We start from the raw sequence: 25,816 nt of genomic DNA, 5'->3' as shown, positions 1-25,816 counted from the left end.
CCACGCACCCTTCGCCCGCCCAGACCGCCCTGTGCGATCAAAAACGCCCAAGCCGCACCATAAGCCCTGAAAGGCCGGACCGGCATCGCGGAAAACCCGTTGCCCACGGCCAGGCCCGGATGTTGTACTCCCGGCGAACCACCGGTCGACCGAGGAGATGGTCATGCGCCCAGCGTTCATGTCCCCCCAGCAGGCAATCGCCACCTACGCAGAGGACATGACGCTTCGTGCGACCCTTCCGACGACCGGCGCGGAGAGACGCCGGTAAGACCTCAACGACCACCGTCCTGGGCTGTCTGCGCCCGGGACCCCGCGCGGGTGCCGCGCTCGTCGCCGCCGTCACGGCCGCGACCGTGCTCCCGCTCGCCGCGCCCCAGATCACCCGGCGCTTCGTCGACAACGCGATCGGCGGGGCCGGCGCCCGGCATCTGACGTTCGTCGCCGTCGGCTATCTGGCCCTCGCCGTCGCCGGGCAGGCCGCCCGTACGCTGACCGCCTGGCTGGCGAGCCGCCTCGCCTGGGACGGCACCAACCGCCTCCGCGAGAGGCTGGCCGAGCACGCGCTCGGTCTCGACATGACCTTCCACGGGCGGCGCACGCCCGGCGAGATGATCGAACGGGTCGACGGCGACGTCGTCGCCATCGCCGAGTTCGTCGTCGCCTTCCTGCTGGACGTCGTGGCCGGCGTCCTGCTGCTCGCGGGCGTCCTCGTCGTCGTGCTGACCGTCGATCCGCGCGTCGGGGCCGCGCTCCTGGCGTACTGCGTGCTGATCGGGTTCGGGATGGCCCGTGCGCAGAAGATGGCCGTGCCCTCGGCCGCGCGTTCCCGGGCGCAGTACGCGGCGCTGTACGGCGACATCGAGGAACGGCTGGCCGGCGTGGAGGACATCCGCGCGAACGGCGCCGGCGAGCACGCCGTGAACCGCGTCCACCGGACGAGCGGGCGCATGTACCGCGCGGAGTTCCGGTCCGAACGGCTCGGCAGCGGTCTCCTCGCCGGAACGTCGCTGGCGTTCGCGGTGGGCACGGCGCTGGTGATCGGCCTCGCCGCGTGGGGCCGCCGGTCCGGCGCGTTCACCGTGGGCACCGGCGTGCTGCTGTTCCAGTACACGCAGATGGTGCGGACGCCGTTCGAGCGGCTGATCGACCAGCTGCGGCAGTACCAGGCGGCCCTGGCGGGCGTCGCCCGCGTCCGGGACCTGCTGGCCGAACGCCGTACGCTGCCCGAGCCCGCCGCCCCACGGCCGCTGCCCGCGTCCGGCCCGCTCGGCCTGCGCCTCGACGGAGTGGGCTTCGCGTACGCCGACGACGGTGAGCCGGTCCTGTCCGGAATCGACGTCACGCTGGCACCGGGCGAGACGCTCGGCCTGGTCGGCCGTACGGGCAGCGGGAAGACCACCATCGCCCGGCTGATCCTGCGCCTGTACGACCCGACCGAGGGCGCGGTCCGGGTCGGCGGGCTGGACCTGCGCGACGCCGACCCGGCGTCCGTACGGCGGCGGATCGGCGTCGTGACCCAGGACGTGCAACTGTTCGCCGCGAGCGTCCGGGACAACCTCACGCTGTTCCGGCCGGCGCTCGCCGACGACGACCGCCTCCGGGAGATCCTCGCCGAGGTCGGTCTCGGCGACTGGCTGGCGGGCCTCCCCGACGGGCTCGACACCGCGCTGGGCGGCGACGCGACCGGCGTGTCGGCCGGTGAAGCGCAGCTGCTGGCGTTCGCCCGGGTGTTCCTCACCGATCCCGGCCTCGTGGTGCTGGACGAGGCGTCGAGCCGACTCGATCCGGCGACCGAGCGGCGTATCGAGCGGGTCGTCGACCGGCTCCTCGCCGACCGGACCGGTGTGCTCATCGCGCACCGCCTGTCCTCCCTGGCGCGGGTGGACCGGATCGCGGTCGTCGAGGGCGGCCGGATCGTCGAGTACGGCCGCCGCGAGGAGCTCGCGGTGGACCCCGGCAGCCGGTTCGCGCGGCTCCTGGGCGCTGCGGAGGTGGCGCGATGAGGCCCGTACCGTTCGTGATGTCCCGCCTCGCCCGTTCCTCCGGGCTGGGCCGTTATGTGGCCGGTGGCCTGCTGTGGCTGCCACCGTACGTCTTCCCCATCGGCGGCGGGCTGCTGCTGAAGGCGGTGTTCGACGAGCTCAGCGGGGACCGTACCGTCGATCTGCGGGCGGCTCTGTGGCTCTGCGCGGCGTTCGTCGGGCTGGAGGTCGTCCGCGGCGTGGTGTTCGTCACCGCGTGGGCGTACGGCGTCTACTGGTGGGTGGCGGCGGCGACCACGCTGCGCGTCAACGTGCTGCGCTCGGTCCTCACCGCGCGCGGAACCGCCGCGGATCGGCTGCCGCACTCGTCGGGCGAGGCGGTCGCGCGGCTGCGCGACGACGTCGACGACGTCGTCCAGGTGACCGACGACCTGGTGGACCTGACCGGCACCGCGCTGTTCGCCGTCACCGCGCTGGTGATCATGGTGTCGATCGACCCCGCCGTCACGCTCGCACTGGCGCTGCCGATGATCGCCGCCGGTGTGCTGAGCCGGCTGCTCGGCGGGCTCATCCGGCGGCTCCACCGTCGCGCCCGCGAACTCGGCGCGGTGGTGACGGCCCACATCGGCGAGACGTTCGCCGGCATCCTGGCGATCAAGACGGCCGGGGCCGAGGACGCGGTGCTACGGCGCCTCCGCGACCACAACCGCCGACGACGGAACGCCGCCGTCAAGGACCGGCTGACCACCGACCTCCTCGACACCGCGACGGGCGCGACCGTCGAGATCGGCATCGGCCTCGTCCTACTCATCGCCGCCCCCGCGATGCACCGCGGTGACTTCACGGTGGGCGACCTGGCGCTGTTCACCACCTATGTCGGCTGGCTGACGGCGCTGCCGCGCTCCGCCGGCACGTTCCTCTACCGCCTGCCCCAGGCCGCGGTCGCCGTCGAACGCCTCCGCCGGCTCATGGCCCCGTACGAGGACGTCGAAGACCTGGCCCGGGTCAGCGGCGTGTGGTTCCGCCGCGAGCCGCCGTCCGTCGTGCCGCCACCGCCCCGCCACGACGACCCGCTGCGGGTCCTCGAGGCCCGCGGGCTGACGGTGCGCGACCGCCTGCACGCCGTCGATCTGCGGATCGAGCGCGGATCGTTCACCCTCATCACCGGCGCCGTCGGAGCGGGCAAGACCACCCTCGTACGGGCGTTGCTCGGCCTGGTGCCGCTCGACGCCGGAACGATCGCCTGGAACGACCGGCACGTAGACGACCCGGGCACGTACCTCGCTCCCGGACGCGTCGCGTACGCCGGCCAGGTCCCCCGGCTGTTCTCCGACTCGCTCCGGGAGAACCTCCTGCTCGGCCGGCCAGCGGACGACGACCGGCTCGCCACCGCCGTCGAACTCGCGGTGTTCGACAAGGACCTGTCCGGCATGCCGGACGGCCTCGCTACCGTCGTCGGCCCTCGCGGCGTACGGCTGTCGGGCGGCCAGGTGCAGCGGGCGACGGCCGCGCGCGCCCTCATCCGGTCGCCGGACCTGCTCGTCGTCGACGACCTGTCCTCCGCGCTGGACGTCGAGACGGAGAAACTCCTCTGGGACCGGCTCGCCGACGCCGCCCGGGACGGACGCGGACCCGCGACGCTGCTGGTCGTGTCCCACCGCCGCGCGGCCCTCGAACGCGCCGACCGGATCCTCGTCCTCGACCGCGGCCGCGTCGTCGGCTGCGGACCGCTGGACGAGTTGCTGGAGGGCTGCCCGGAGATGCGACGCCTGTGGACGGACGAACTCATCACCGAAGCCGAGGACCAGTCGGACGTCCACTGATCCGCTCCCGGGCGGTGGGCGTCCCCGGGGTCTCAGCCGAAAACCGGGAAGAGCTCGGCGACCGGACCGAGGGACGCCCTTTCGGCCTCGGTGAGCGGTGTGCGGCCGGTGGCGACGCGGACGTAGTGCGCGTCGTCCCAGTCGCGTGCGGTGGGTCGGCCGACGAGCCCGTCCAGGGTGTCCCGTACGAGCCGGAGCACCGCCGGTGCGGGCGGCGGGCCGGGCAGGTGCGCCGTGAGGTCGAGATGGTGGACGCCCGCTTCCACGGCCAGCGTGGCCAGCAGATCGCCGACGGTCAGCGTGTGCCCCTGCGTGGCGACGAGTTCGTCACCGGTGATCGGACGTGCTCTCTCGTCTGCGGGCCTTGTTCTGTTTCCAGGACAGCGGGCCCGGAAGGTCGACCCGGTGTGCGCGGGCCCGCGAGTTCCACGACCAGCGCCCGATCTTGATCGTCCACGAGGAGAAGCCGTGCTCGGTGAAATTGAGGATCAGGGGACCGAACTTCTGGCGCTTGCGGAACATCACGCCCATCGTCGTGCTCCCTCCATGATTCGACCGCAAGTGCCGCAGAAATGCCCGGCACTCCGTTCATCAAACGCACACCACCGCCGACCTGGGATGACGCCAGGCGTGCCCTACCAGCGCTCGCCGGGGCCCTGGAGAATGGCGGTGAAGCGCTCGTCGGCGCGGTCCAGTTGGCGCACGATGTGAAGTCTGATGGGGGCCGTCAGCGGGGTGTCAGGGCGGTTGACCAGTTCCTTCAGCTCCGGGACGAGCGGGCGATACTTCATGGCGAGCTTGCGGAGCTTCGGGCCGGTGGTGTGAATGAGCCCGACACCGTTGTCGGTGAAGTCGGACACCTTGATGACCCGGGCGGCGGGGTGGCGATTCAGGCTGGCGACGACGTGCGCTCGATACTGGGCGTGGACGTCGCGGGTCCGGTCGTACGTCGGGTTCGTCACGGCACGTACGAGCCCGGCGACGCGCGGACCGAACTCGGCGGACAGGACGTCCAGGGCCGTCTCGGCAGGGTCGTCGTGGCCCTCCCCGCCAGTTCGATGGGGTGGTCCTCGACGGTGTCGTGCAGGAGGGCGGCGACGAGGATGTCGACGTCGTTCACCTCGTAGTGGCACATCACCCGCAGCGTGACGCGCAGCAGATGGTTGACCACGGGTTCGCGCGCCCGGCGGTCCTGGCGGTGGAGGTCGCTCGCCAGCGAGAGCGCCTTGTTGAGCCGGCGCCAGTCCGGCTCCGCGAACCGTTCGATCTCGCGGGAGAACCGGTCGCGCAGGCCGGCCTCGCCGTACACCTCGGTGATCGTGTGCAATGGAAGTGTCTGCAGGTAACTGGGCACCGTGCTCCCCTCTCACGGGGCGGAGCCGCACCTGGGAACGTTCGGCCGTCCCGTGTGAAAAGTGGGACGCCGCAAAGGATCAGCCGGTTCCGGACCCGGGCGGACCGGGCGGCGGTCCTCCGGGACCCGCGGGCGGCTGCCAGCCCTGGGGAGCCGCGCCGCCGGCGGCCGGCCCCGGCGGTGCGTACGGCGGGGCGCCCGTTCCCGGACCGGGCTGGCCCGGCCCATAGGGAGGGGGCTGGTTCCAGTATCCCTGCGATGGAACGGGACCAGCGGCAGGACGTGCCGTCCTCGAGACGCCCACCGCGGTGAGCCCTGCCGCCGCCGCGATCGGCACGAGGTAGAGCAGCAGCGAGATGGCCGTCTGGCGGGTGAAGTAGTCGGTGAAGGTATTGGCATTCACCGGCAGGTGGTGAAGGAGCCAGATGACCGGGCGAGCGATCAGGTCACCGATGATGCCGGCGATCAGCGCGACCAGGCCGGCCACCGCCGCGAGGCCGTAGTGCCTGGGACGGCCCAAGATGGTGGCGCCGCCGATGAGCGCACCGATGGCCAGGCCTTGCAACCCGCCCACGAAGTAGTACACCGCTTGGCTCGACGTCGTCACCGTGTAGGAGAGAACGAGGTCGAGGGCGAACTCCGCCACCACGCCCACGACGCCGCCGAGGACGAGGAAGAGGGGGGCGGTGGTACTCCCGCCTCGGGTTTGATGATGCATCACCGCGCCGCCTTCCGTATCGCGGGCACTATAGCGTCATACACAGCGAACCGGGCATGTGCCAATACGTACGGCTCCTCAGCGAGGAGGCTGACCCGCCAGCCGATCAGGACGACTGTTCTCCCGTAGCGCCGCGGGGGCACTGAATGACTTCGGCACCCTTCGCCACCATCGCGGGATCGAGACCGAGGCAGTCCTGGGCCGACCCGGCGAACGACCGCTTCACTGCGCCCTACCAGGCCGGGCCCAGGTCGGCGGACAGCCAGTGTTCCGGCCGCATGTAGATGGGGACGTGTTCGCCGAGCTGCGTGCGTTCGTACTCCAGGAAGTCGGCGACCGCGTCCGGCGGTAGATACCGCGCCGCCATCTCCCGCGAACGCTCGACGCTGGCTGCGGCGGTCCTGATCACCGGCCCCTCCACCGACACGTAGCGAATGGTCGGCTCGGTCCGCTGCACCATCAGGCTGAACCGGCCCGCGGCGTCGATCGCACGGGCCTTCCGCGAGCCGGGCTCCGTAAGCACCCACAGCTCACGGCCCGGGCTGTACTGGTACCAGATCGGGACGGTCAGCGGCGCACGGTCCGGCCTCTCGACCACCGACAACGCACCGATGTGGGGCTCTGCAAGGAACTGTTCTCGTTCTTCTACCGAGAGCGCCATAGTCCCGGATGCTAGCCATGAGCGCTACCCGAGGGGCCCGAAGTAGCTGTGGAAGGTGATGTCGCCGACGCGAACGGAGTCGCCTTTCGTCGCATTACCCCGCTCATCTGTCGTGAGGGCTGTGACGTAGGACAGCTGGGTTGAGCGGTCACCCGCCTTGAGAGACAGCGGACCGTGCTCTGGGCTCGCCAGGAACCGCCTGGGGTGGTCGATCGAAACATCCCGGGAAAGAGGTGGGTCCGCCAGGACGGTGAGTCCTACATCGGCGTCGACGGTGGGGGCGCGACCGACATTCCCTGGGTCCCAACCATTGGGCCGTGGTTCGAGGTGTGTCCAGGTGACGACCAACGCACCGAAGCGTACCGGTCCGGGCACGATCGGCTGCACATCCCAGCCAAGCGAACTTGCGCCCATCATGGGCCCCAGGAGGATAGGCGCATCTTTATAAAATGTCAGCTCACGCAACTGACGATTCGACTGCCGATAGTCGAGCTGCGTTTCCTTTTTGTCTATGCGAGGAGGCTGCGGTTGTCCGAGCACTTGGCCCAGAACGCCCGACTCCACAAGAAGACTTTCCACCAGGCCGACCGCCTCCATGACGCCGTCGCGAGCCTGGGTCGCTTCGTCGTCAACGCGTTTCCAGAATCGACGATTCTTCGAAACACCCTCCTGTTCCAATCGGAGCGCCACCTTCCCGTGCGCCTCCCCAAAGGCGGTGCACAGGTCAAGCGCTGTCGCAGTGACCGCGCCGTTCAGCTGCGCCCACGCTGTCTTCGCCGCGTCCGGGCGACCCAGCGCGATGGCACACAGCACGACGTAGCGCTCGGCCACCGCGGTCTGCAGCGACGAACGCGCGGAAGCGGCCGCCTCCCGGAATCGCTCCCGTGCGTTGGTCAGTTCCTCGGTTCGCACGAGCGGGTCGTGGGCCGCACCCGCTTCCAGCAGACCGCGCAGACCCAACACAAGCGACACCTGGTATCGCTGGTCCAAGACCTCGTCGAGTCGCCGCTCAATGCCGCTCAACTGCTGCTCTATCCCGGCCAGGCGCTCAGCCAGCCGATCCTCACTGGCGGCCAAGGTTCCAAAGAGCTCACTCGCAAGGTCACCAAGACCCTGCCGGCCGGTAAGCGAACCGACCAGCCGCTGCACCCCGTACTTCCCGACAAGAACAGTGACCGCCGTCAGCGCCTCCACGACCCACATACAACAGCCCGGCACCGCCCGAACACAAGCCGGATCACCGAGCCCGGCTTGGCTGGGCAACGGCGGTCCGCCACGTATCGACGACCAGCCGGAACGGCGCCCTCGGCCGAGGCGTTCACCGGGTGCTCCGCCGGACGCCCCCCGAAGTGAATTAGGTAGGGGGTACTCATGCGGCCTCCCAGAGCCCGATGTTCTGCTGGATCCATCAGCCGATCGCGATCGAGAATCGGCTCATATCCAGAGAAAGAGAGGCGTGACATGGGCGCTCCGATTCCCGACGAAGTCACCGCCTACCAGAACAACTGGCGATTCTGCGACTTCTGTTACTCCCTCTGGTGGAATGGCAACCCCGACAACGGCGCGTGCCCTTCCCCGCGCTCCCCTGACCACCAGCATCACGGCCAGGGCAGTTGGAACTTCATCCTGCCGGCGACCCCCGCCGAACACATCTGACGGGACAGCCGCCCGCCGGCTCGAGAAAGAGCCGAACGTAGGCATCTGAGCAAGCGCCGCTTCGAGGGCCGGGCCACTTGGCGCGACCCTCGGGGCGGCCGACCGGCGGAGGCGCCCGCCACTCGCTCCGCGCCGGCTCGCCCGTCGACGAGGCGAGGGTTCATGCCTCGCGATGGCCAGCGGGTGCGCCTAGAGCTCCGGCAACTGGCGCCTGAGCAGGCAGAACTCGTTGCCTTCTGGGTCGGCGAGGACGTGCCACGGCTCGTCGCCCGTCTGGCCAACGTCGGCTGGGCGGGCGCCCAGCGCCAGCAGGCGTTCCAGCTCGGCGTCCTGGTCGCGGTCCACCGGGTTCACGTCCAGGTGTAGGCGCAGCGGGGCGGTCTTCTCGTCGGCCACGAGCGCGAACACGATGGTCGGCGCCGGGCCGCCGAAGCCCGACTCCGGGCCGATCTCGATGTCGGCACCGTCGCGGCCCAGCTCGACGTAGCCGAGCACCTCGCACCAGAAGCGGGACAGCGTCTCGGGATCCCGGCAGTTCAACACCAGCTCGGAAAGTCGGCAGCTCATGCGTCGAACCTATACAGCAGCCGGTCCCGCGCGGTCTCCAGATGGTGGGTCATCGCCTGCCGTGCGAGCGTCATCGCTCGGTGGCCCCACGTCCGTGTGAGGCAAGGGTGACGCGACGGTAGGCGATGGCGGCGAGAGCGAACGCCAGGCCGCCAACGGTGAAGAGCACGTCGGTGGTGCCGCTCGCGAACAGGCACCAGAACGAGGGGTGCGAGGTTCCCAGCGTCTGTGCCGTCGTCAGCCCGGTGAATCCTTTCGGCAGGATCCCGGTGACCCGGACCAGATCGTCTCCGACACCTGAGACCCCGCGTGCCGCGAGGAGCACAGCTCCCGTCCATGCGGCGGAGAGAAGCATCCATCGAGGAACCCGCCGACCCCACGGCTGAGCCAGGGCCAACGGCAGCAGGGCTCCGACGATGACCATGAGAACGACGATCAACGAGAACACCTGGATGACGGCCTGCCTGACCCCATGCTGATCCGAAGCGGAGGGGAATTGCAGGCCGGTGACGTACCAGACGACGTGCCAGGCCAGAAAGGCCATCACCCAGGCGAATGCCGTATAGGCGGTCCTTCGATTAGCGCGCACGACCTCGTCGCGCGTGCGGCGATCCGCCGATATCCGGTCGGCTCGCTGCGGTCGGGCATACGAGGTGAGCATGCCTCCGAGGGGTTTCATATCGTCGATCATCATTGAAGGCACGCATTGGCATGTCCCCCTCCCGAGTGATGGTGCCCCCCTAAAAGGCGGAGACAGCGAGCCAAGCGGGCCAGGCCCGTACGGACTACTCGCTCAGGCCATGCCCGCCGCGTGCCGGTCAGAGCGGTCTAACACCGGCAAGCCAGCCCGAGACCGCCAATAAGCTTGAGTCCCCCGGGGTCCCCCAAGGCAGGACCCCAACCAAAGATCGAGCCCATCCCTCCGTCGTGACCGTGTGCGCCTGCGTGCCCGACTGCTGCAACTGTCAGGAGGGCCGGTAGTCACGGCGAATTACGTCATACTCCGCTGGCTCGACCCAGCAGTTGAAGCGGCAGCCCACGAGGCTTGATTCGTCAATACCAAGCTGCTCCGCCAATTCGGCAGCACCAGTCTTGTAGGTCCTCGACGAATCCTCAACAGCCTGGTAGCTCGCGGTTGCCCCACGTTGGCCGACGACGACATACTCGACTCGCCTGCCCTCTCTTGACGCAGAGGCGCGCGACTCGCCATGGGTGTGTCGATCATCCAAGGGCTGGCCGCGGGTTCCGCACCCGGGAATTTCTTGAAAGACATCCATGGGCAGCTAGCGTCCCACAGGGAGCGTGCCCGATGCGCGCCCGTCAGGATGCTGATCAAGGGCGACTCACGGAGAGTCGCGAGCAGCCGTACACCTGCGCCGACCTGGATCGGAGCAGGTCGCAAGATCCCAATCCGAAATTTTCCAAACTGGGGAACAATCTCGGGAGACAGCGCTGATGCGATGATCTGCTAGTGGCCACTGAGACCGAGACAGCTAGATATGATCGAACCTGCAACGAGTGCGGAAGGCTGTACCGGACCGCGTCTCGCAACCAGGGCGGCCCCTTCCACTTCATGATCGTCACCATCTACTCCCAGCCCGACGACCGTATGCAAATCGTTGGCCACTGGCGAAGCGGTGACTGGATAGTTGGCCAGACTCTGTACCTACGGCGCCGTGACGGCCGCTATATCCCGATCACGGACGCGGAAATGCTGCCTGCGATCAACCAGGTTTGTGAGAATCGCGGGCAACGAAGTCTTCTTGTCCCGAACAACAAGCACCTCCAACCGCGCGGGTGCATCTCGGCGTTCCCTGAAGGCATAACGGAGGATCTGATTACAGGGCACACTGAGGGCACATGACGATGTGATCAAGCACGAGACGACAAGAAGCATCGAGATCCCCCGACCCGCAGATCACATCAGCGTCGGCGGCGGATGTACGAAATTCACATCGAACGTGGCGGTCAGACGGGCGGGCGACGACGCTCCCGCCGCCCGCCCGGTCCGCTCCTCGGCTTCGGGCTTGCGCGTGCGGCCTTGGGGTCCGTTCGCGCCCGAGGCGAGAGGCGGACCGTCCGCCGTTCACATGACCCCGCCCGTGCGGAGCCTGCACGTCACCATCAGCACCGCACCACCGCTGGTTCGCGGTCCAGGGGTGCAGTGCCGCCGGCAGAACTTCGCCCCTCGGGAGCCTGCGACATTCAACCGGCCGCACCGCTCACCATCGATTCCGGCCGTCTTCGCCTGGCTCAGTCCTCGCCGCCGTCTTTGGCGGGCGATGCGACGGCGTTGTTCACTCAGCGCGGGCAATGCCCACCGGGCAGGAGAGGCCGGTGCCGCCCACGCCGCAGTAGCCGTTGGGGTTCTTGGCGTCCGAAAGGTACTGCTGGTGGTAGTAGTTTGCTCTGCGACATAACAAGGAGGACTCCCCCGATGGTCGCAGAGCGTGACGAAATCCCCGTCGTCTCCTACGCCCGTATCTCCGCCGACATCGACCGCGACGAGCACGGCGTCCAGGCCCAGCACTCGACCAACCGCGCCACGGCCGAGCGCTTCGGCTGGACCGTCGTCCACGAGTTCACCGACAACGACAAGTCCGCCGCCAAGAGCAACGTGGTCCGCGACGACTTCGAGGCCATGGTCCGTGCCCTCCGGTCCGGGAAGCTTCCGAACGGCAGGCCCGTGCAAGGGGTCGTCGTGGTGGCGGATGACCGCCTCGCTCGACGGCCAGGCGACTACGAGCGGTTCGTCGAAGCGATCACCTACCGGGACGGGCGAGTGTTCGCCGACCAGCGCGGCCGGAAGGACCTCTACAGCGAGGACGTCGAGAGCATCGGCCTGATCGGTGCCGTCATCTCGAAGGCCGAGGTCCGGAAGATGCAACGCCGGATGCGCAACGACCACCGCCGACGAGCACTCGCAGGCGAGCCACCGGCCGGAGGCAACCGGCCCTTCGGGTGGAAGGCTGACCGCCGGACACTCGACCCCATCGAGGCCCCGCTCGTACGCAAGGCCGCCGAGGAGTTCGCGGCGGGCCGGAGCATCAACTCGATCGTCGGCCAGTGGGTACGCGACGGCCGGAAGACGACGACGGGCCGGACCTGGACCACGACGTCCCTCAAGGTCATGTTGCAGAATCCCCGGCTGTGCGGTTGGCGAATGATCAACGGCGAGCTTGTTCGCGGCCCGGATGGTGAGCCCGTGGTGGGCAAGTGGGAGGCCATCATCACGCCGGAGCTGTGGATGGCCATGAACGCCATCTTCACGGCGCGGAAGGGCCGCACCGTCCGGCAGGACGGATCAGTGGGCCCGGTGCTGCGTCATGACTTCCACGAACACAAGTACCTGCTCACCGGGTTCCTACGCTGCGGCAAGGTGCTCCCCGACGGCTCACTCTGCAACGCGAAGCTCCGCATCAACTGGCAGAAGCATTGCGTGCAGCACCTCTACACCTGTCCCGCGAAGACGGAAGGTGGATGTGGTGGCCTCGCCCGTCGCGGAGACAAGGTCGATGAGTTCATCTCCGAAGCCGTACTAGCCAAGCTGGAGGAACGCAGCGCCATCGCCGCCGACAACATCGGCCCATGGCCGGGAGAAGAAGAGCTGGCCGCAGTCGAGGAACAGATTCGAGAGCTGAGCGCCTATTGGCGACAGCGCAAGATCAGCAGCTCAATCTATTTCGAACAACTCCCGTCTCTCGAAGCCGACCGAGACCGACTCCGCACCGAACGCGAGCGGCATGCGCTGACCGTCGAACGCGCAGCCACGAACATGACCGACATCCGCCGCCGCTGGTACTCCGAGACGGACGACGACCGTCTCGACCTGTCGCAGAAGCGCGCCTACATCCGAGAAGCGCTGCACGCCGTGATCGTTCATCCGGCCGGACGAGGCAACGGCAGCCGGAACCGGTTCAATCCCGACCTGCTGGAGACGATCTGGCGCGAAGACTGACCACAGCCAGGCCAAGACGCCCCGACATCCACACGCCGGGGCGTCTCTGTCTTTGTGATCTCCCTCACTCGCTTCGATCCCGCAGCCGTACGTCACCAGTCGCCAGCGGATGCCACCGGACGCCAGCGGTCACCTACGGACAACGCGACACCGCAGAAACCCCGTGCCCACAGGGGATTTCGCAGGTTTGATCTTCGCGCAGGCGTGGCACAGTAGAGGCCGGAGCCGCAAACGCGACTCTGTGGACGGCGAGTGAGAGGCAGGGGTCGGCTCCCTGCCGCCGGGGTCCTCGTGAGGGGACCTCACATAAAACGACAGCCGCACAAAACTGACACAAAAACACATGCCGCCGAGGTGGGCTCTCGGCACCAACGGGATCGGCGCCGGGCGGAAGTTTCCGCCAAACAGCCTTACATACTTAGAGCCCTGGCCAACACAGCACTCACGGAAATCACTCGCCGGAAGTCTTGATCAACAGGCCTGCGTCAGCGTGCCCTGATCAGGGGTCTTCGGTCCCGGAGTCGGCGCGAGCTCCTTTCCATCCGTGAGGAAGAAGGAGTTGCCAGGGTTGCAGCCGAGCCCGGAAGCAGTCGCGTGGGGTAAGCGCCAGGCCAGCGGATCTCCCCGCTGGAGCGAGGCCAAGTGGAACAAGATCGGGATTCTCCTCGGAGTGCAGCTTGCCGCTGATCCAGGAGCCGACCAGCACGACCAGGCCGCCGAGACCGACCCACTGCGGGATGCCGCATGAGCGCGCCGCAGATGCCGCAGCTACCGGCAGAAGTCCAAGCAGCCATCCAGCGAGCCGCGATGCCCGACTTCGCCCGCTGGCAGCAGATGATCAGCGCAACGGGCGGATGCTCACAGCCGATCCGGCTACAAGGCGAACGCCTCACGCTGGATGCCGACACGGGCGAGCTGATCGAGTCGTACAGCACCAACGATGAGCCCACCGGGTACCTGCTCACCGCATGCGGGAACCGGCGCGCCTCCCGCTGTCCGGCATGTGCCGAGGTCTACCGCGACGACACTTACCACCTGATCATCTCCGGACTCGCCGGAGGCAAAGACGTCCCCGAATCCGTCAGCCGCCATCCACGCGTGTTCGTCACACTTACCGCCCCCTCGTTCGGAGGAGTGCACGCCCACAAGGAGAAAGCGGGCAAGGGCATGGCGTGCCGCCCCCGCAGAGACCGGCCACTCTGCCCCCACGGCCGCCCCGAAGGATGCGGACGCATCCATGAATCCGATGACCCGATCGTCGGTCAGCCGATCTGCGCCGACTGCTACGACTACCCCGCCGCCGTGTTGTGGAACGCCTACGCTCCAGAGCTGTGGCGACGCTTCACACAGGCCCTACCGAAGCAGATCGCCGCCGAGCTCGGCATCACGCGCAAGGCGTTCCGCGAACATGCCCGCGTCTCCTATGCCCGAGTCATCGAGTACCAGCGCCGAGGACTGATCCACTTCCACGCGGTCGTTCGGCTGGACGGACCGGACGGCCCCGATCAGTCACCGCCTCCATGGGCCACCGCCGGATTGCTCGACCAGGCGATCCAGCGCACCGCCTCCGAACTGGCATTCGCGGTGGCGAACCCGGACGGAGCAAGCCTGCCGCTGACGATCGAGTGGGGCAGCCAACTCGACGTCCAGCCCGTCTACGTCGCCGCCGAGCTGGACGGCATCGCCGACAAGCACGTGGCCCGCTACATCGCCAAGTACGCCACCAAGGGAGCGGAAGACTCCGGCACCGTTGACCGGCCGATCCGCTACGCGAACCAGATCAACGCACTCAAGGTCGATGAGCACGTCCGCCGGATGATCTGGACCTGCTTCACTCTGGCCGAACTGCCCGAGTACCAGGATCTACGGCTACGCCAATGGGCGCACATGCTCGGCTATGGAGGACACTTCTCCACCAAGTCCCGCCGCTACTCGACCACTCTCACGCGGCTACGGCAGGCCCGAGCCGATCACCGCGCGGCCGAGGCCAGCGAACGGGACGAACAGGCGCAGTGCGATGACCGGCCCGCCGTCACCATCTCGAATTGGAGGTACGCCGGAAGCGGCCTGCTTCACGGGGAGCACTTCTGGGCGGAGCAGGCCAGGGAGCGCATCCAGGCCGCCCGCAGTATCCGCCGTCAAGCCACAGAGCGTGACCACGATCAGAAGGCCAGCTAGCCCAAGCGTCGAATCGGCGAGGATTTTCTCTACAGGGTCAAGGCGGCCCTGCCGGGCCGCACGCGCCGCCAACTCGGCACCTCGCCTACGGCTCCGTTCGGACTCCGCTCCGGCGAGGCCGACGCCGGTCGGCTGGCGCGCAGACCATGAAGGGCACGGGCCGCCTGAGCGACATCAGCGCCTACCGAGCCGCAAGCATGGCAGGCGTTCCGAGTCGGACAGGTCAGGATCGTTCAGCAGATCCGGGGCGGGCGGCGGCGCTCCCGCCGCCGCCCGGTCCGCTCCTCGGCTTCGGGCTTGCGCGTGCGGCCTTGGGGGCCGTTCGCGCCCGAGCCGAGCGGCGGACCGCCCGCCGTTCGCATGACCGCACGCGCGGAGCCTGCACGTCACCGTCACACCGCACCGCCGCCAGCTTTGCGGTCCAGGGGCGCAGTGCCGCCGGCCGAACTTCGCCCTTCGGGTGCCTACGGCATTCCGCCGGCCGCACCGCTCACCATCGATTCCGGTCCTGTCCACTGCGGTCCTGTGGGCCGGGACGGACGGGATCTTTACCCACCTCCCTTGGGGCGGGTCCCTAAGACCGGGGGCACGACTCGGGAAGACGCGGGCAGGCAAGCATGCCCGAGATCGCCAGCGAGCTTAGGTGCCCCCGGTCTCCCACCCCAAGGCAGGACACCGGCCAAAGATCCCGCCCGCCCCTCCGTCTATCGCGGCACTCGCCCGACCACCGGGCAATCCCACCGCGTTGTTTCCAAATCGCCCCGGACGGCAGATGGGCGCGGCCAGGACTCCGCCTGAATGATCGCCCGCGTCAGCTCCTCCACGTCCGCCGCTTCCACGAGTCGCCAGCCCCGCGACACCCGCACCAGCGCCCACCACGACCCGGTCGTTTCCCCGAACCACAGGGACACCCCCGGAAAGCGGTACGTCAAGATCGCCACCGTCGTCGGATCGGGGGACCCGAAACTCATGACGACTCACCCGGAACCGTCCGCCGTGCCGCCCATGCCTCACCCGCCCGTGTCCAGACATGCGCGGCAATGGCAGCAGCCGCACCAGCCGGGTCTGTCACCAGGTGACTGTCATCCCCCGACTTCCACTCGAAGTAGTCACCGCTCACCGCGATCACTACGACAAGCCGCCCCGTGGCCGAGCGGATGAACACAGCCGGACCCGCGTCACTCATCCCGACCTGGAACCCGAAGCCGACCAGTTCCCGCACCAGATCAGCCAGGAGGCGCATCTCCCGCGCGTGCTCTTCCTGCGTGGGGCTGAGTACTTCGGGGATCGACTGCGATGATTCTTGGGCTGCCATGGCCCGAGGATTTCGCCGCCGGACCGAGCTGGCCCGCACTGCGGTAAGGGCAAAGAAGCCGCAATCTAGTGCGGGTCAGACGACGCCAGCCCGGCGCGCGAGTCCTCTCAGCTCTGGGGTGCTGACACGGTGTTCGCGCCGGACAAGTTCGGTGAGTAGCGCGTTCGTGCGTGGGTCGTACCGGATCAGTTCCGGTGAGATCTGCTCGGCCTTGAGCAGGGTGTGCACCGCGGCTGCGTCCTTGCGCTGCTGACCGTAGGCGCGCGCGAGGTCGAGCAGCACCTGAGCCCGCCGCCCACGAAGACCAGGTCCCAACTGCCGGACGTCCAACGGTTCGCCACGTGAGAGCGCGAGCTTGGCGTCTCCGAACGCGACGGCGGCCGACACCTCGTGAATGACGACGTTGGTCGGTCCGAACGCGGACCAGAAGTCGTTACGGTCGTCGCCGACCTGTTCCGCGATCCTTCGCGCCGTCCGGAGATGCCGGTCAGTGCTTGCCCTGTCGAAGCGTGCTGCCGCCGCCGTAGCCGCCGCCAGATGCAGGCCCCCGCGAACGGACAGCGCAGGAGGCTTGGCGCGTCGGCTCGAAGCCGCGAGGGCATCGGCGGAACCGAGCAAGAGATGTTCCGCCTGCCCCGCACGCTTGAGGCCGATCAGGACGTACCCGAGCCGATACGCGCTCACGGCAGCCAGGAGTGGACGCTCCGCCGACTCTGCCGCCGCGATCGAGCGGTCCGCCGCCGCCCAGGCGAGTTCCGGCTCACCGACTCGGTTCAGTGTCATCGTCACCGAGTGGTACACGAGCGCTCGCAAGGTGTCAGCCGCCCGGCGCTCCGCAGCGGCACACGACAGACGCGACTCCTCTACCGTCTCGATCAGACCTGGCAGCAGCCGTCCAGCATCGTCGTAGCGGGCCGCCTGATACAGGCTGTTGATCCGGCGGACTTCGTGACTCAGCCACCGCAGGCTCGGCCGACGATAGACCTTCGCCCGCGAGTTGATCACTCCGGGCAGCGCTCCGTATCGCGTCATAGCGTCGCGGATGCCCGCGACCGGCTCGTACTTCACCGTCTCCGTACCCGTCTCGCTTGGCGTGAGCTGATTGATGTCCACGCCGAGGATCTCAGCGAGTTGGAGAAGCACCGAGTGACTATCGATCGATCGGAGGCCCCGCTCCACCTGGCTCAGCCAACTCTCGGAGCGCCCGACGAGTTGGGCCAGCACGGCCTGGCTCAATCCTCGCCGCCGCCTCTGGCGGGCGATCCGACGACCGATCTCGGCGCGAGCGTCCACGCTGTGCCTTTCGCCAGGGGCTACGGTGCCCGAAGTGCGTCAAGCTCTGTGAGGATCTGCCCCCAGGGTGGCATACGGGCATCCGGCGGCGCAGACGGATCGAACAGCACCCGCACGCCCATCGAACGCAACGCGTCGAGGTTGGGACCGAACGTCACATGCCGGGCGAGCGCATCCTTGAGCAGCGGAACCGCCACGATCGGGACACCGAATCCCGCCAGCTCACACAGCACACCGACGGCGAACGTGTCGGTGATGCCGGTCGCCCACTTGTTGATCGTGTTGAAGGTCGCCGGAGCGACGATCGCCGCATCGGCCGGAGGCAGCGCCTTAGGCTCTCCCGGCATGCGCCACTCGCTCCGCACCGGCTCACCGGTCAACGAGGCGAGCCGGTCGGCATCGATGAAGCGCAGGCCCAGCGGAGTGGCGATCACATGGACACGCCATCCCGCCGCCTGCGCAAGGAGCACCAGGTCCTCAACGCCGGAGGCCGCCGGAGCGGCACACACCACGATGTAGAGGACCCCGCCCGAGGTCACGCCCTACTACTCGGCGCGTGCCACGCCCACCGGGCAACTAACACCGGTGCCGCCCACGCCGCAGTAGCCGTTGGGGTTTTTATCGCTTGAAAGATACTGCTGGTGGTAGTCCTCGGCGAAGTAGAACTCGCCAGCGGGGACGATCTCGGTGGTGATCTCGCCGTAGCCGCTCCCGGTCAGGACCTTCTGGTAGGCGTCGCGGGAGGCCAGGGCGGCGTCGCGCTCGGCGGCGTCGCGGTAGAAGATGATCGAGCGGTACTGCGTGCCGACGTCGTTGCCCTGGCGCATGCCCTGGGTCGGGTCGTGGCCCTCCCAGAAGGCCTTCAGCAGCTGCTCGTAGGAGATCTTGGCCGGGTCGTAGACGACGCGGACGACCTCGGCGTGGCCGGTCTGGCCGGAGCATACCTCTTCGTACGTGGGGTTCTTGGTGTAGCCGCCCGCGTAACCGACGGAGGTGGACACGACGCCGGGGATCTTCCAGAAGGCGCGCTCGACGCCCCAGAAGCAGCCTTCGCCGAACTCGGCGATCGCGGTGCCGGGCGGGTAGGGCGGGGCGAGTGGGGTGCCGAGCACCGTGTGCCGCTCGGCCACCGGCATGGGAGTGTCCCGTCCGGGCAGGGCCTCGTCGGGGCTGATCATCTTCGTCTTCGCGAATCCGAACACCCTTGCAGGTTATCCCCCGGCGCAAACGAGACGTCATCCGTGAAGCATTGCTTGACAGTACCGTTCAGTGTTTACGCTGATTACGGCTTGCTACCATTTATCCGTGGCTGATACCCGTCGTGGCATTCTGTCCGGCATCGCGGCGTACACCGTGTGGGGCTTGTTCCCCCTCTACTGGCCGCTGCTCAAGCCGGCCGGGCCGATCGAGATCCTCGTCCACCGCATGATGTGGTCGCTGGCCGCCGTGCTGGTGATCCTCACCGTGCGCCGGAACTGGGCCTGGCTCAAGACCATGCGGCCACGGCGGATCGCGCTGCTGGCCCTCGCCGCGATGATCATCACCGTCAACTGGGGCATTTACATCTACGCGGTCAACAACGGGCACACAATCGAGGCGGCCCTCGGCTACTTCATCAACCCGCTGGTCAGCGTGCTGCTCGGCGTCCTGATCTTCCGGGAACGGCTGCGCTCCTGGCAGTGGGCGGCGGTCGGGATCAGCGTGGTCGCCGTCGCGGTCCTCGCCGCGGACTACGGCCGGCCGCCGTGGATCGCGCTGCTGCTGGCCTGCAGTTTCGGCACGTACGGCCTGGTCAAGAAGTTCGCGGCCACGGGATCGGCGGAGAGCCTGACGGTGGAGACGGGGGTGCTGTTCCTGCCCGCCCTGGGGTACACGCTGTTCGCGCCGCATCAGACGTTCACCGGGCACGGGGCCGGGCATGTCGCCCTGCTCGTCGGCGCCGGTGTGGTGACGGCGATCCCGCTGATGCTCTTCAACACCGCGGCGACGCGAGTGCCGCTCACCATGATCGGCATGCTGCAGTACCTGACACCCGTGCTGCAGTTCCTGATCGGGCTGCTGGTCCAGCACGAGGCGATGCCGGCGAGCCGGTGGGTCGGGTTCCTGCTGGTATGGGCATCCCTGGTGATCCTCAGCGTGGACGGGCTCCGCACCGCCCGCTCCAAGCGGCGCGCGGTGGTCCGGCCGGAGCCCGTTGCCGAGGCGGCCTGACGGCCCTCAGCAGTGCGAGGGCTGGCAGTCGTTGGCGTATTTCCTGAGCTTGAGAATGTCGTTGTCGAAGACGGCGCTGTAGGACCGCCAGTCGTACGCGCCGCCTCGCTGGTAACCGCCGAGCGCGCCGATCACGTACCCGGTCTGCCTGCGGCTGTCGTAACTCAACATCCACGGGCTGCCGCTCGTGCCGTTATAGAAGCCCTTGCAATCGAAGCCCTGCTGGTACTTCGCCTGCTTGAACGTGTAGTTGGTGCACTGGATCGGCTTGTCCGGCGGATTGTGGTTGTGGGCCCGCGACGGGTAGCCGATGATCGTCACCCATCGATGGAATCCCTCGTTGATCCAGATCGTGTTGTAGCCGAGGGTGTGGGCGATGCGGCCGTTGACGGCGGCGAAGCCGAAGTCGAGGTCCTGGTCGGTGTTGCCGGTCCAGCGCTTGTCGACCGCCATCATCCAGATGGGCCAGACGCCGTGCGGCCGGTGCCCCGCACTGTAGCCGGGGACGAACGCGACGTTGCTGTTCCAACGGTGCTTGTCCGGGTCGTACAGGCAGTGCGCCGCGGTCAGGAGCAGGTTCTGCTGCGACGCGTTGATCACGCTGGCGGTGCAGTAGTGGCCGCCGCTGCCGTTGTTGAAGAAGAGCGCGCCGATGACCTTGCTGCCGCTGCTGTACGTTGCGGACGGCGTGCCGGGCGGGGGCCGGCCGGCAGAAGCGTCTTGTCGTCCCGGCTGGTCACCGGCGAGGCGGTCGCCATTCGCGCCGGAGTCCAGTACTTGGTGATCTGTGAGGTGTTCTTCTCGACGTGGCTCACCGGGTGCACCGCGCTGCCGTCCCCGGCGGCCATCGCTGGCGGTGCCGCCATCGAGAGGAGCGACGCCGTCAGCAGCGCGCCTTGGAGCATTCGTCTGATCTTCACCAGGCTCCTGCACTTTCATGATCGGAAACAGTTCGACGCCGCACTATTTCATGATCATTAAGGCATCATGCCATGGTTTCGGGTGATCAGATCGCCCGGTCCTCCGTTTCGTTCGCCCGACATGGGGCATTTCCCGCTGGTCAGTAGATCGGCATCGCGCCGCATCCTGGCCGGATGCGGACGCCCCCAAGGGCGAGGTCCGGCCCGGTCGTTGGCCGTGCCGGCGGGTCAAGCTACTGCCGACCTAGGCGGCTCTGGTGATCCTCAGCGTGGACGGGTTCCGCACCGCCCGCTCCAAGCGGCGCGCGGTGGTCCGGCCGGAGCCCGTTGCCGAGGCGGCCTGAGTCAGTTCACCTTGGTGAGGAGGCTGGCGGCGTCGCTGTCGAAGACGGCGCTGTAGGACCGCGAGGGGGTGGCACCACCCGCCTGGTAACCGCCGAGCGCGCCGATGACGTACCCGCTCTGCGTGTGGGGGTTGTAGTTGATGATCCACGGGCTGCCGCTGGTGCCGTCGTAGTAGCCATTGCAGTCGAAGCCCTGCTGGAACGTCGAGTGCTTGAACGTCCAGTTGGAGCACTGGATCGGCCGGTCGGCGTGGTAGTACTTCTTCTGCGGGTAACCGATGACCGTGACCCACTTGTGGAAGCCCTGAGTCGCGCGGAACTTGTTGGCCCCGACCACGTTCTCGATGTGGCGTCCCCCCACCGTGCCGACCGAGACGAAGCCGAAGTCGAGGTCGGGGTCGCCGTGGCCGGTCCAGCGCCCGTCCAGGTACATCCTGCGAACGGGCCAGGTACCGTACGGCCTCGGCCGGGAGGTGTTGTAGCCCGGCACGAAGGCGATGTTGCTGAAGTAGCGGTGCTTGTGCACGTCGTAGAGGCAGTGCCCGGCCGTGAGGACGGCGTTCCTGCCCTCCGTGTGGATGACGCTGCCGGTGCAGTAGTGGTCGCCGCTGCCGTTGTGGTAGAAAACCGCGCCGACGACCTTGTTGGCATGGCTCTGCGTCGGGTTCTTCGTTCCGGGCAGATCCGGGGTCTTCCCCGATGACTTGGTCCCCTCCGCGGTGGCGGACGCCATCCGGGAGACGGTCCAGTATGCGGCGGTCTGTGCGGTGTCCTGATCGTGGGTCACCGCCCGTACGGTGTCGGTGTCGGCCGCGGCGGCCGGCACCGCGAGGGAGAACACCGACGCGGTCAGGAGCGCGCCCTGGAGCATTGGTCTGATCTTCACCAGGCCCTGCTTTCATGATCGAAAATAGTGCGACGCCGCACTATTCCATGATCATTTAGGCGAAACCTGACGACTTTAGGTGATCATTACTTTTACACCGTTCGCCCCGGGCGACCGATTCGGCGTATCCGCAGGTCAGAAAGGCCACCGTAGCCGCGCGCGGCCACATGCGGACGCACGCGCGGCACGGGCCGCGAGCGCGCGCGAGGCCGCCTCCTGGCGCTCAGGCCTGGTTGTTCGCGGTGACGGCGAGACGGCCGATGTCGTCGTCGAACAGCGGGCTGTACGACCGCCAGTCGTACTCGCCGCCGCGCTGATAGCCGCCGATCACACCGATCACGTAGCCGCGCTGCGCCTGGTCGTCGTACTCGGCGATCCACGGGCTGCCGCTGGTGCCGCCGGTGAAGCCGCCGCAGTCGAAGCGGAGCTGGCGGTCGTCCTGCCGGTACGAGTGGCCGGTGCAGCGGATCGGCCGGTCGCTCGGGTAGTTGGCCCTCGACGGGTAGCCGATGACGGTGACGCGGTTGGAGTAGCCCGTGTTCACGAGCATCTCGTTCGCCCCGACGACGTCGGCGATGCGCCGGCCGTCCATCACCTGTACGGCGGCGAACCCGACGTCGGCGTCCTGGTCGCCGTGGTCGAGCCAGCGCTGGTCCGCCACCATCAGCCAGACCGGCCAGGTGCCGTACGGACGGCGGCCCTGGCTGTACTTCGGGACGAAGACGATGTGGTTGTTCCACGTGTGGCTGCTCGGGTTGTACAGGCAGTGGGCCGCCGTGATGAGGAGGTTCCTCTTGGGAGAGTCGACGACGCTGGCGGTGCAGTAGTGCCGGCCACTGCCGCTGCCGAAGAAGAGCGCTCCGACGACGCGGCTGCCGCCCGTGGGGACGGCCGAAGGAACCACCGCCGGCGGCCCGGCCCGCTGCGCCAGGCGCACGTCCCGCGGGTCGAGAGGGGTCGCCGACGCCATGAGGGCCGCCGTCCAGTAGCCGGCGCTGCGCGCGCCGACGGCGGGGTCGACGAAGGCGACGGGGCGGGAGCCGTGCCTTCCGGCGGCCCAGGCCTGCGAGGTGGGAGTGAGCGACACCAGGCCGGTCAGGACGGCGCAGCACAGTCGTCTGGTCTTCACCGGTGACTCACCCTCCGTGCGCAGGCGTACACGATAACGAACTATCGCATCATCGCCGCGCCGCCGCCGGGTTTTCGGCGGCCGTGTCGCGGACCGGGCCGAGCTCGCGCAGCCGGGCGCGCGCTCTAGCCGCGGTTCTTGGCGGTGGTGAAGAGGTGGTTGATGTCCTTGTCGAAGACCGAGCTGTAGGAGCGCCAGTCGTACTTGCCGCCCTCCTGGTAGCCGCCGATCACGCCCATCACGTCGCCGCGCCGGGTGGTGGTGTTGTAATTCTTCAGCCAAGGACTGCCGCTGGTACCGCCGTAGAAGCCGTTGCAGTCGAACTTGATCTGGTACTTGAAGGCCTTGTGGGTGGTCACCGTGCAGTAGATCGGCTTGTCGACGGAGGCGTACTTCTTCATCGGGTAGCCGATGACGCGGACCCGGTTGGTGTAGCCCTGGTTGATCACGAGCCGGTTCGCGCCGACGACGTCCGCGATCTTGCTGCCGTTGCGCGTGCCGACCACCGCGAAGCCGAAGTCGAGGTCCGGGTCGCGGTTCTTCTTCCAGCGCGAGTCGACGTACATGTACTTGATGGTCCAGGCGCCGTACGGGCGGCTGCCCGCGCTGTAGCGCGGCACGAAGACGATGTTCTTGGCCCAGCCCTTGGTGCCGTAGAGGCAGTGCCCGGCGGTGAGGATGAGGCTCTTCTTGGGCGTGCTGACGACGCTGGCGGTGCAGTAGTGGCTGCCGCTGCCGTTGCTCAGGAACAGCGCGCCGACCACCGGGCTGCCGGTCCACGTGTGCGCGGTCGGCGTGCTGGACGCGATGCCCATCTTGCCGGTCGGCAGGGCCTGCGTCGGCCGGCCGTCGAGCGGCGTCGCCGCCGCCATGCGCTTGACGGTCCAGAACGCCAACGTGGCCGGGTCGGCAAGACCGTACGGATCGTCCGCCTGGACGGTCACCGGAGTACCGTCCTCATTGGCGGGTCCGGCGAGCGCCGGTCCCGCAAGAGTGACCAACGTCGCCGGAATCAGGACAATCGGGAGGATCCTCGTCGACCGCACCAGCTACCCCGTCTATTGACAACCGTTAACACCAGCAAAGCGAATCAATAGCGTAGCCCTAACCTCTCGGCGCTTGATCAAGATATGCAGTAACTTGCATGTTCCGGGGTTGACCTGACGCCACCCGCACAGCGGGGGTGAGAGCCCGCGAGGCTCGGAGGAGGAAGCAGTGCGACCAGCGCGTAAGGCCGTCACGGCCACCGTTGCGGCCGTCGTGGCGACCGGTCTGGGCGCCGCGCCCGCCGCCGCGCAGGGCATCGATGTGACACCGAACACGCCGCATGCGGGGCAGCGGATCCACATCTCCGTTCCCGACTGCAGCGTCGGCCCGACGCCGCACATCGCGAAGTCGGAGGCGTTCACCCGCGACGTGACGCTCTACGGCAAGGCGGACACCGGTGACGGCGACCCGCGGCTCAAGAAGGACCTGCGTCCCGGCACGTACGCCATCACCGCGTCGTGCGGCAACGGCCGTACGGTCCGCGGTCAGATCGTCGTCGTCGCCAAGGCCGGCAGCAGGCCCGAGACGCCCGGCAAGCAGACCCACAAGCCCGTCACGTCGCAGGCGACCCCCGGCCATGCGTCGCCGCACCCCACGTCGTCCACGGCCACGCTCAACGCCAGCCCCGCCGCGTCGAGCAAGAAGAGCTCCAACATGCCGTTCCTGGCCATCGGCGGGGTCATGGCCGTGCTGGTCTTCGGCGGCGCGGGGATCCTGCTCGCCCGCCGCCGGCGCGACTGACTCTCGCCCGCCGCCGGCGTGACTAGCTGGTACGCGTCAGGACGAAGTCGCAGAGAGCGAGGAACGCCGCCCGCGCGGGCACGTCGGGGAGGGTCAGCAGCTCCGCACGGGCCTCGTCGACCCACCGGCGCAGGTCGGCGCGGGCGTAGTCCATCGCCGGGTGCGCGCGCAGCAGAGCGAGCGCCTCGGCGTGCGCGGCGTCGTCGGTGAGGTCGGCGGACAACAGCTCGCGCAGGCGGGTGTCCTCGTCCGCCGCCGAGCGCAGGACGTGCAGCACCGGCAGCGTGCGGATGCCCTCGCGCAGGTCGGTGCCGGGGGTCTTGCCCGACTCCTCCGACTCCGAGGCGATGTCGAGGATGTCGTCGGACAGCTGGAACGCGACCCCGATCTTCTCGCAGGCCGACGTCAGCGTCGTGACGACCTCCGGAGCGGCGCCGGCCAGGAGCGAGCCCAGGTGCGCCGACGCGGCGATCAGCGAGCCGGTCTTGCCCGCCACCACCTCGATGTAGTGCTCGAGCGGGTCGGCGCCCTCGGCCGGGCCGGCGGTCTCCTGGATCTGGCCCTGGACCAGCCGGGCGAAGGTGCGCGCCTGGATGCGCACGGCCTCCGGCCCGAGATCGGCCAGCAGGTCGGAGGCGCGGGCAAAGAGGAAGTCGCCGGTGAGGATGGCGATGGTGTTGTTCCACCGGGAGTTGGCCGACACCTGACCCCGGCGCATCACCGCCTCGTCCATCACGTCGTCGTGGTAGAGCGTCGCCAGGTGGGTCAGCTCGACCACGACCGCCACCGGGATGACCCCGGGTGCGGACGGGTCGCCGAACTGGGCGGCGAGGAGCACCAGCATCGGCCGGAACCGCTTGCCGCCCGCGTCGGCGAGGTGCCGCGAGGCATCCGTGATGAGCGCGTAGTCGCTCTTCACGGTGTCCCGCAGCGCCTCCTCGACGTCTGTCAGTCGCCCCTGGACATTCGCTGCGAGTATGTCATCGACGGCCGGAAGGCCCAGAAGGGCACTACTCACAGACTCTCCCCAGGG

At 68.3% G+C, this 25,816-nt stretch carries 27 protein-coding genes and 1 pseudogene; 9 read left to right on the top strand and 19 right to left on the bottom strand.

The features are described from left to right. Window positions 1-227: 227 nt before the first annotated feature. Window positions 228-2,003 (top strand): ABC transporter ATP-binding protein, encoded by a 1,776-nt coding sequence (locus tag ACYVF7_RS05890; RefSeq protein WP_460336030.1) that lies wholly within the window; start codon window positions 228-230, stop codon window positions 2,001-2,003. Continuing rightward, the gene (locus ACYVF7_RS05885; protein ID WP_460336027.1) at window positions 2,000-3,805 is read left to right on the top strand and encodes an ABC transporter ATP-binding protein; all 1,806 of its coding nucleotides are present in this window, start codon (window positions 2,000-2,002) and stop codon (window positions 3,803-3,805) included. The genes ACYVF7_RS05890 and ACYVF7_RS05885 overlap by 4 nt, the downstream gene beginning before the upstream one ends. A gap of 32 nt (window positions 3,806-3,837) precedes the next feature. On the opposite strand, the gene ACYVF7_RS05880 is transcribed toward ACYVF7_RS05885, so the two are convergent. The 7 genes from ACYVF7_RS05880 to ACYVF7_RS05850 form a co-directional block, all read right to left on the bottom strand. Further along, entirely contained in the window at window positions 3,838-4,071 is a 234-nt protein-coding gene (locus ACYVF7_RS05880; protein ID WP_460336022.1) for a hypothetical protein, read from the bottom strand. A 61-nt stretch (window positions 4,072-4,132) separates the two neighbouring features. Beyond that, on the bottom strand, window positions 4,133-4,336 hold the full coding sequence (locus ACYVF7_RS05875; RefSeq protein WP_460336019.1) for a DUF4236 domain-containing protein: 204 nt from the start codon (window positions 4,334-4,336) through the stop codon (window positions 4,133-4,135). 104 nt (window positions 4,337-4,440) lie between these two features. Beyond that, on the bottom strand, window positions 4,441-4,767 hold the full coding sequence (locus tag ACYVF7_RS05870; RefSeq protein ID WP_460336016.1) for a hypothetical protein: 327 nt from the start codon (window positions 4,765-4,767) through the stop codon (window positions 4,441-4,443). Further along, window positions 4,764-5,159, bottom strand: a complete 396-nt coding sequence (locus ACYVF7_RS05865; RefSeq protein WP_460336013.1) for a hypothetical protein — start codon at window positions 5,157-5,159, stop codon at window positions 4,764-4,766. The genes ACYVF7_RS05870 and ACYVF7_RS05865 overlap by 4 nt, the downstream gene beginning before the upstream one ends. A gap of 79 nt (window positions 5,160-5,238) precedes the next feature. Next, window positions 5,239-5,877 carry a hypothetical protein gene (locus ACYVF7_RS05860; RefSeq protein WP_460336010.1) on the bottom strand — a complete coding sequence of 213 codons (639 nt, stop codon included), beginning with the start codon at window positions 5,875-5,877 and terminating at the stop codon, window positions 5,239-5,241. Window positions 5,878-6,109: 232 nt separating this feature from the next. After that, entirely contained in the window at window positions 6,110-6,538 is a 429-nt protein-coding gene (locus ACYVF7_RS05855; protein ID WP_460336007.1) for a pyridoxamine 5'-phosphate oxidase family protein, read from the bottom strand. Window positions 6,539-6,562: 24 nt separating this feature from the next. Then, entirely contained in the window at window positions 6,563-7,732 is a 1,170-nt protein-coding gene (locus tag ACYVF7_RS05850) for a hypothetical protein (protein WP_460336004.1), read from the bottom strand. A 267-nt stretch (window positions 7,733-7,999) separates the two neighbouring features. Here ACYVF7_RS05850 and ACYVF7_RS05845 point away from each other — a divergent pair, with 267 nt between their 5' ends. Then, window positions 8,000-8,194, top strand: a complete 195-nt coding sequence (locus ACYVF7_RS05845) for a hypothetical protein (RefSeq protein ID WP_460336001.1) — start codon at window positions 8,000-8,002, stop codon at window positions 8,192-8,194. A 189-nt stretch (window positions 8,195-8,383) separates the two neighbouring features. On the opposite strand, the gene ACYVF7_RS05840 is transcribed toward ACYVF7_RS05845, so the two are convergent. The 3 genes and pseudogenes from ACYVF7_RS05840 to ACYVF7_RS05830 all read right to left on the bottom strand — a co-directional run. Continuing rightward, entirely contained in the window at window positions 8,384-8,761 is a 378-nt protein-coding gene (locus ACYVF7_RS05840) for a VOC family protein (protein ID WP_460335998.1), read from the bottom strand. Window positions 8,762-8,831: 70 nt separating this feature from the next. Beyond that, window positions 8,832-9,455: a DUF3995 domain-containing protein gene (locus ACYVF7_RS05835; RefSeq protein WP_460335995.1), complete on the bottom strand. Its 624-nt coding sequence runs from the start codon at window positions 9,453-9,455 to the stop codon at window positions 8,832-8,834. A 1,603-nt stretch (window positions 9,456-11,058) separates the two neighbouring features. Beyond that, a pseudogene (locus ACYVF7_RS05830) lies at window positions 11,059-11,169 on the bottom strand (peptide-methionine (S)-S-oxide reductase MsrA); the annotation flags it as partial. A gap of 29 nt (window positions 11,170-11,198) precedes the next feature. On the opposite strand from ACYVF7_RS05830, the gene ACYVF7_RS05825 reads away from it, so the two are divergent. The 3 genes from ACYVF7_RS05825 (at window position 11,199) to ACYVF7_RS05815 (ending at window position 14,897) form a co-directional block, all read left to right on the top strand. Further along, a complete protein-coding gene (locus ACYVF7_RS05825) occupies window positions 11,199-12,719 on the top strand; it encodes a recombinase family protein (RefSeq protein ID WP_460335992.1) in 1,521 nt (506 codons plus the stop codon). Between the two features lie 568 nt (window positions 12,720-13,287). Continuing rightward, on the top strand, window positions 13,288-13,467 hold the full coding sequence (locus ACYVF7_RS05820; RefSeq protein WP_460335989.1) for a hypothetical protein: 180 nt from the start codon (window positions 13,288-13,290) through the stop codon (window positions 13,465-13,467). Beyond that, the gene (locus tag ACYVF7_RS05815) at window positions 13,464-14,897 is read left to right on the top strand and encodes a replication initiator (protein WP_460335987.1); all 1,434 of its coding nucleotides are present in this window, start codon (window positions 13,464-13,466) and stop codon (window positions 14,895-14,897) included. The genes ACYVF7_RS05820 and ACYVF7_RS05815 overlap by 4 nt, the downstream gene beginning before the upstream one ends. A 967-nt stretch (window positions 14,898-15,864) precedes the next feature. On the opposite strand, the gene ACYVF7_RS05810 is transcribed toward ACYVF7_RS05815, so the two are convergent. From ACYVF7_RS05810 to msrA, 4 genes are all read right to left on the bottom strand, one after another. Then, on the bottom strand, window positions 15,865-16,212 hold the full coding sequence (locus ACYVF7_RS05810; RefSeq protein ID WP_460335984.1) for a hypothetical protein: 348 nt from the start codon (window positions 16,210-16,212) through the stop codon (window positions 15,865-15,867). Window positions 16,213-16,287: 75 nt separating this feature from the next. Continuing rightward, window positions 16,288-17,505, bottom strand: a complete 1,218-nt coding sequence (locus ACYVF7_RS05805; protein WP_460335981.1) for a helix-turn-helix domain-containing protein — start codon at window positions 17,503-17,505, stop codon at window positions 16,288-16,290. A 20-nt stretch (window positions 17,506-17,525) separates the two neighbouring features. Further along, window positions 17,526-18,044 (bottom strand): flavoprotein, encoded by a 519-nt coding sequence (locus ACYVF7_RS05800; protein ID WP_460335978.1) that lies wholly within the window; start codon window positions 18,042-18,044, stop codon window positions 17,526-17,528. Window positions 18,045-18,050: 6 nt separating this feature from the next. After that, window positions 18,051-18,707 carry a peptide-methionine (S)-S-oxide reductase MsrA gene (gene msrA / locus ACYVF7_RS05795; protein ID WP_460335975.1) on the bottom strand — a complete coding sequence of 219 codons (657 nt, stop codon included), beginning with the start codon at window positions 18,705-18,707 and terminating at the stop codon, window positions 18,051-18,053. A gap of 103 nt (window positions 18,708-18,810) precedes the next feature. Between msrA and rarD the strand changes: the two genes are divergently transcribed. Then, a complete protein-coding gene (gene rarD, locus ACYVF7_RS05790; protein ID WP_460335972.1) occupies window positions 18,811-19,716 on the top strand; it encodes an EamA family transporter RarD in 906 nt (301 codons plus the stop codon). Window positions 19,717-19,722: 6 nt separating this feature from the next. Here rarD and ACYVF7_RS05785 read toward each other — a convergent pair whose 3' ends face one another. Further along, window positions 19,723-20,316 (bottom strand): trypsin-like serine peptidase, encoded by a 594-nt coding sequence (locus ACYVF7_RS05785; RefSeq protein ID WP_460335969.1) that lies wholly within the window; start codon window positions 20,314-20,316, stop codon window positions 19,723-19,725. 15 nt (window positions 20,317-20,331) lie between these two features. Between ACYVF7_RS05785 and ACYVF7_RS05780 the strand changes: the two genes are divergently transcribed. Further along, entirely contained in the window at window positions 20,332-20,697 is a 366-nt protein-coding gene (locus ACYVF7_RS05780) for a hypothetical protein (protein WP_460335966.1), read from the top strand. Between the two features lie 284 nt (window positions 20,698-20,981). On the opposite strand, the gene ACYVF7_RS05775 is transcribed toward ACYVF7_RS05780, so the two are convergent. The 3 genes from ACYVF7_RS05775 to ACYVF7_RS05765 form a co-directional block, all read right to left on the bottom strand. Continuing rightward, window positions 20,982-21,866: a trypsin-like serine peptidase gene (locus tag ACYVF7_RS05775; protein ID WP_460335963.1), complete on the bottom strand. Its 885-nt coding sequence runs from the start codon at window positions 21,864-21,866 to the stop codon at window positions 20,982-20,984. Window positions 21,867-22,089: 223 nt separating this feature from the next. Next, window positions 22,090-22,995, bottom strand: a complete 906-nt coding sequence (locus ACYVF7_RS05770; protein ID WP_460335960.1) for a trypsin-like serine peptidase — start codon at window positions 22,993-22,995, stop codon at window positions 22,090-22,092. A 125-nt stretch (window positions 22,996-23,120) separates the two neighbouring features. Beyond that, window positions 23,121-23,939, bottom strand: coding sequence for a trypsin-like serine peptidase (locus tag ACYVF7_RS05765; protein WP_460335957.1), 819 nt, complete (start codon window positions 23,937-23,939; stop codon window positions 23,121-23,123). 271 nt (window positions 23,940-24,210) lie between these two features. On the opposite strand from ACYVF7_RS05765, the gene ACYVF7_RS05760 reads away from it, so the two are divergent. Then, a complete protein-coding gene (locus tag ACYVF7_RS05760; protein WP_460335954.1) occupies window positions 24,211-24,783 on the top strand; it encodes a hypothetical protein in 573 nt (190 codons plus the stop codon). Between the two features lie 22 nt (window positions 24,784-24,805). Here the strand turns inward: ACYVF7_RS05760 and ACYVF7_RS05755 are convergent, their stop codons facing one another. Further along, entirely contained in the window at window positions 24,806-25,801 is a 996-nt protein-coding gene (locus ACYVF7_RS05755; RefSeq protein ID WP_460335951.1) for a polyprenyl synthetase family protein, read from the bottom strand. Between the last annotated feature and the right edge of the window lie 15 nt (window positions 25,802-25,816).

It is taken from the genome of Actinoallomurus acanthiterrae (assembly GCF_054775715.1).
Note: the sequence above shows the minus strand (reverse complement) of the source record. Positions and strands in the feature narration are given on the sequence as shown.

Coding starts and splice junctions, on each gene's coding strand:
- ACYVF7_RS05885 (WP_460336027.1), top strand. CDS start 2,000: ATGAGGCCCGTACCGTTCGTGATGTCCCGCCTCGCCCGTTCCTCCGGG.
- ACYVF7_RS05875 (WP_460336019.1), bottom strand. CDS start 4,336: ATGGGCGTGATGTTCCGCAAGCGCCAGAAGTTCGGTCCCCTGATCCTC.
- ACYVF7_RS05860 (WP_460336010.1), bottom strand. CDS start 5,877: ATGCATCATCAAACCCGAGGCGGGAGTACCACCGCCCCCCTCTTCCTC.
- ACYVF7_RS05855 (WP_460336007.1), bottom strand. CDS start 6,538: ATGGCGCTCTCGGTAGAAGAACGAGAACAGTTCCTTGCAGAGCCCCAC.
- ACYVF7_RS05845 (WP_460336001.1), top strand. CDS start 8,000: ATGGGCGCTCCGATTCCCGACGAAGTCACCGCCTACCAGAACAACTGG.
- ACYVF7_RS05840 (WP_460335998.1), bottom strand. CDS start 8,761: ATGAGCTGCCGACTTTCCGAGCTGGTGTTGAACTGCCGGGATCCCGAG.
- ACYVF7_RS05835 (WP_460335995.1), bottom strand. CDS start 9,455: ATGATGATCGACGATATGAAACCCCTCGGAGGCATGCTCACCTCGTAT.
- ACYVF7_RS05825 (WP_460335992.1), top strand. CDS start 11,199: ATGGTCGCAGAGCGTGACGAAATCCCCGTCGTCTCCTACGCCCGTATC.
- ACYVF7_RS05815 (WP_460335987.1), top strand. CDS start 13,464: ATGAGCGCGCCGCAGATGCCGCAGCTACCGGCAGAAGTCCAAGCAGCC.
- ACYVF7_RS05810 (WP_460335984.1), bottom strand. CDS start 16,212: ATGGCAGCCCAAGAATCATCGCAGTCGATCCCCGAAGTACTCAGCCCC.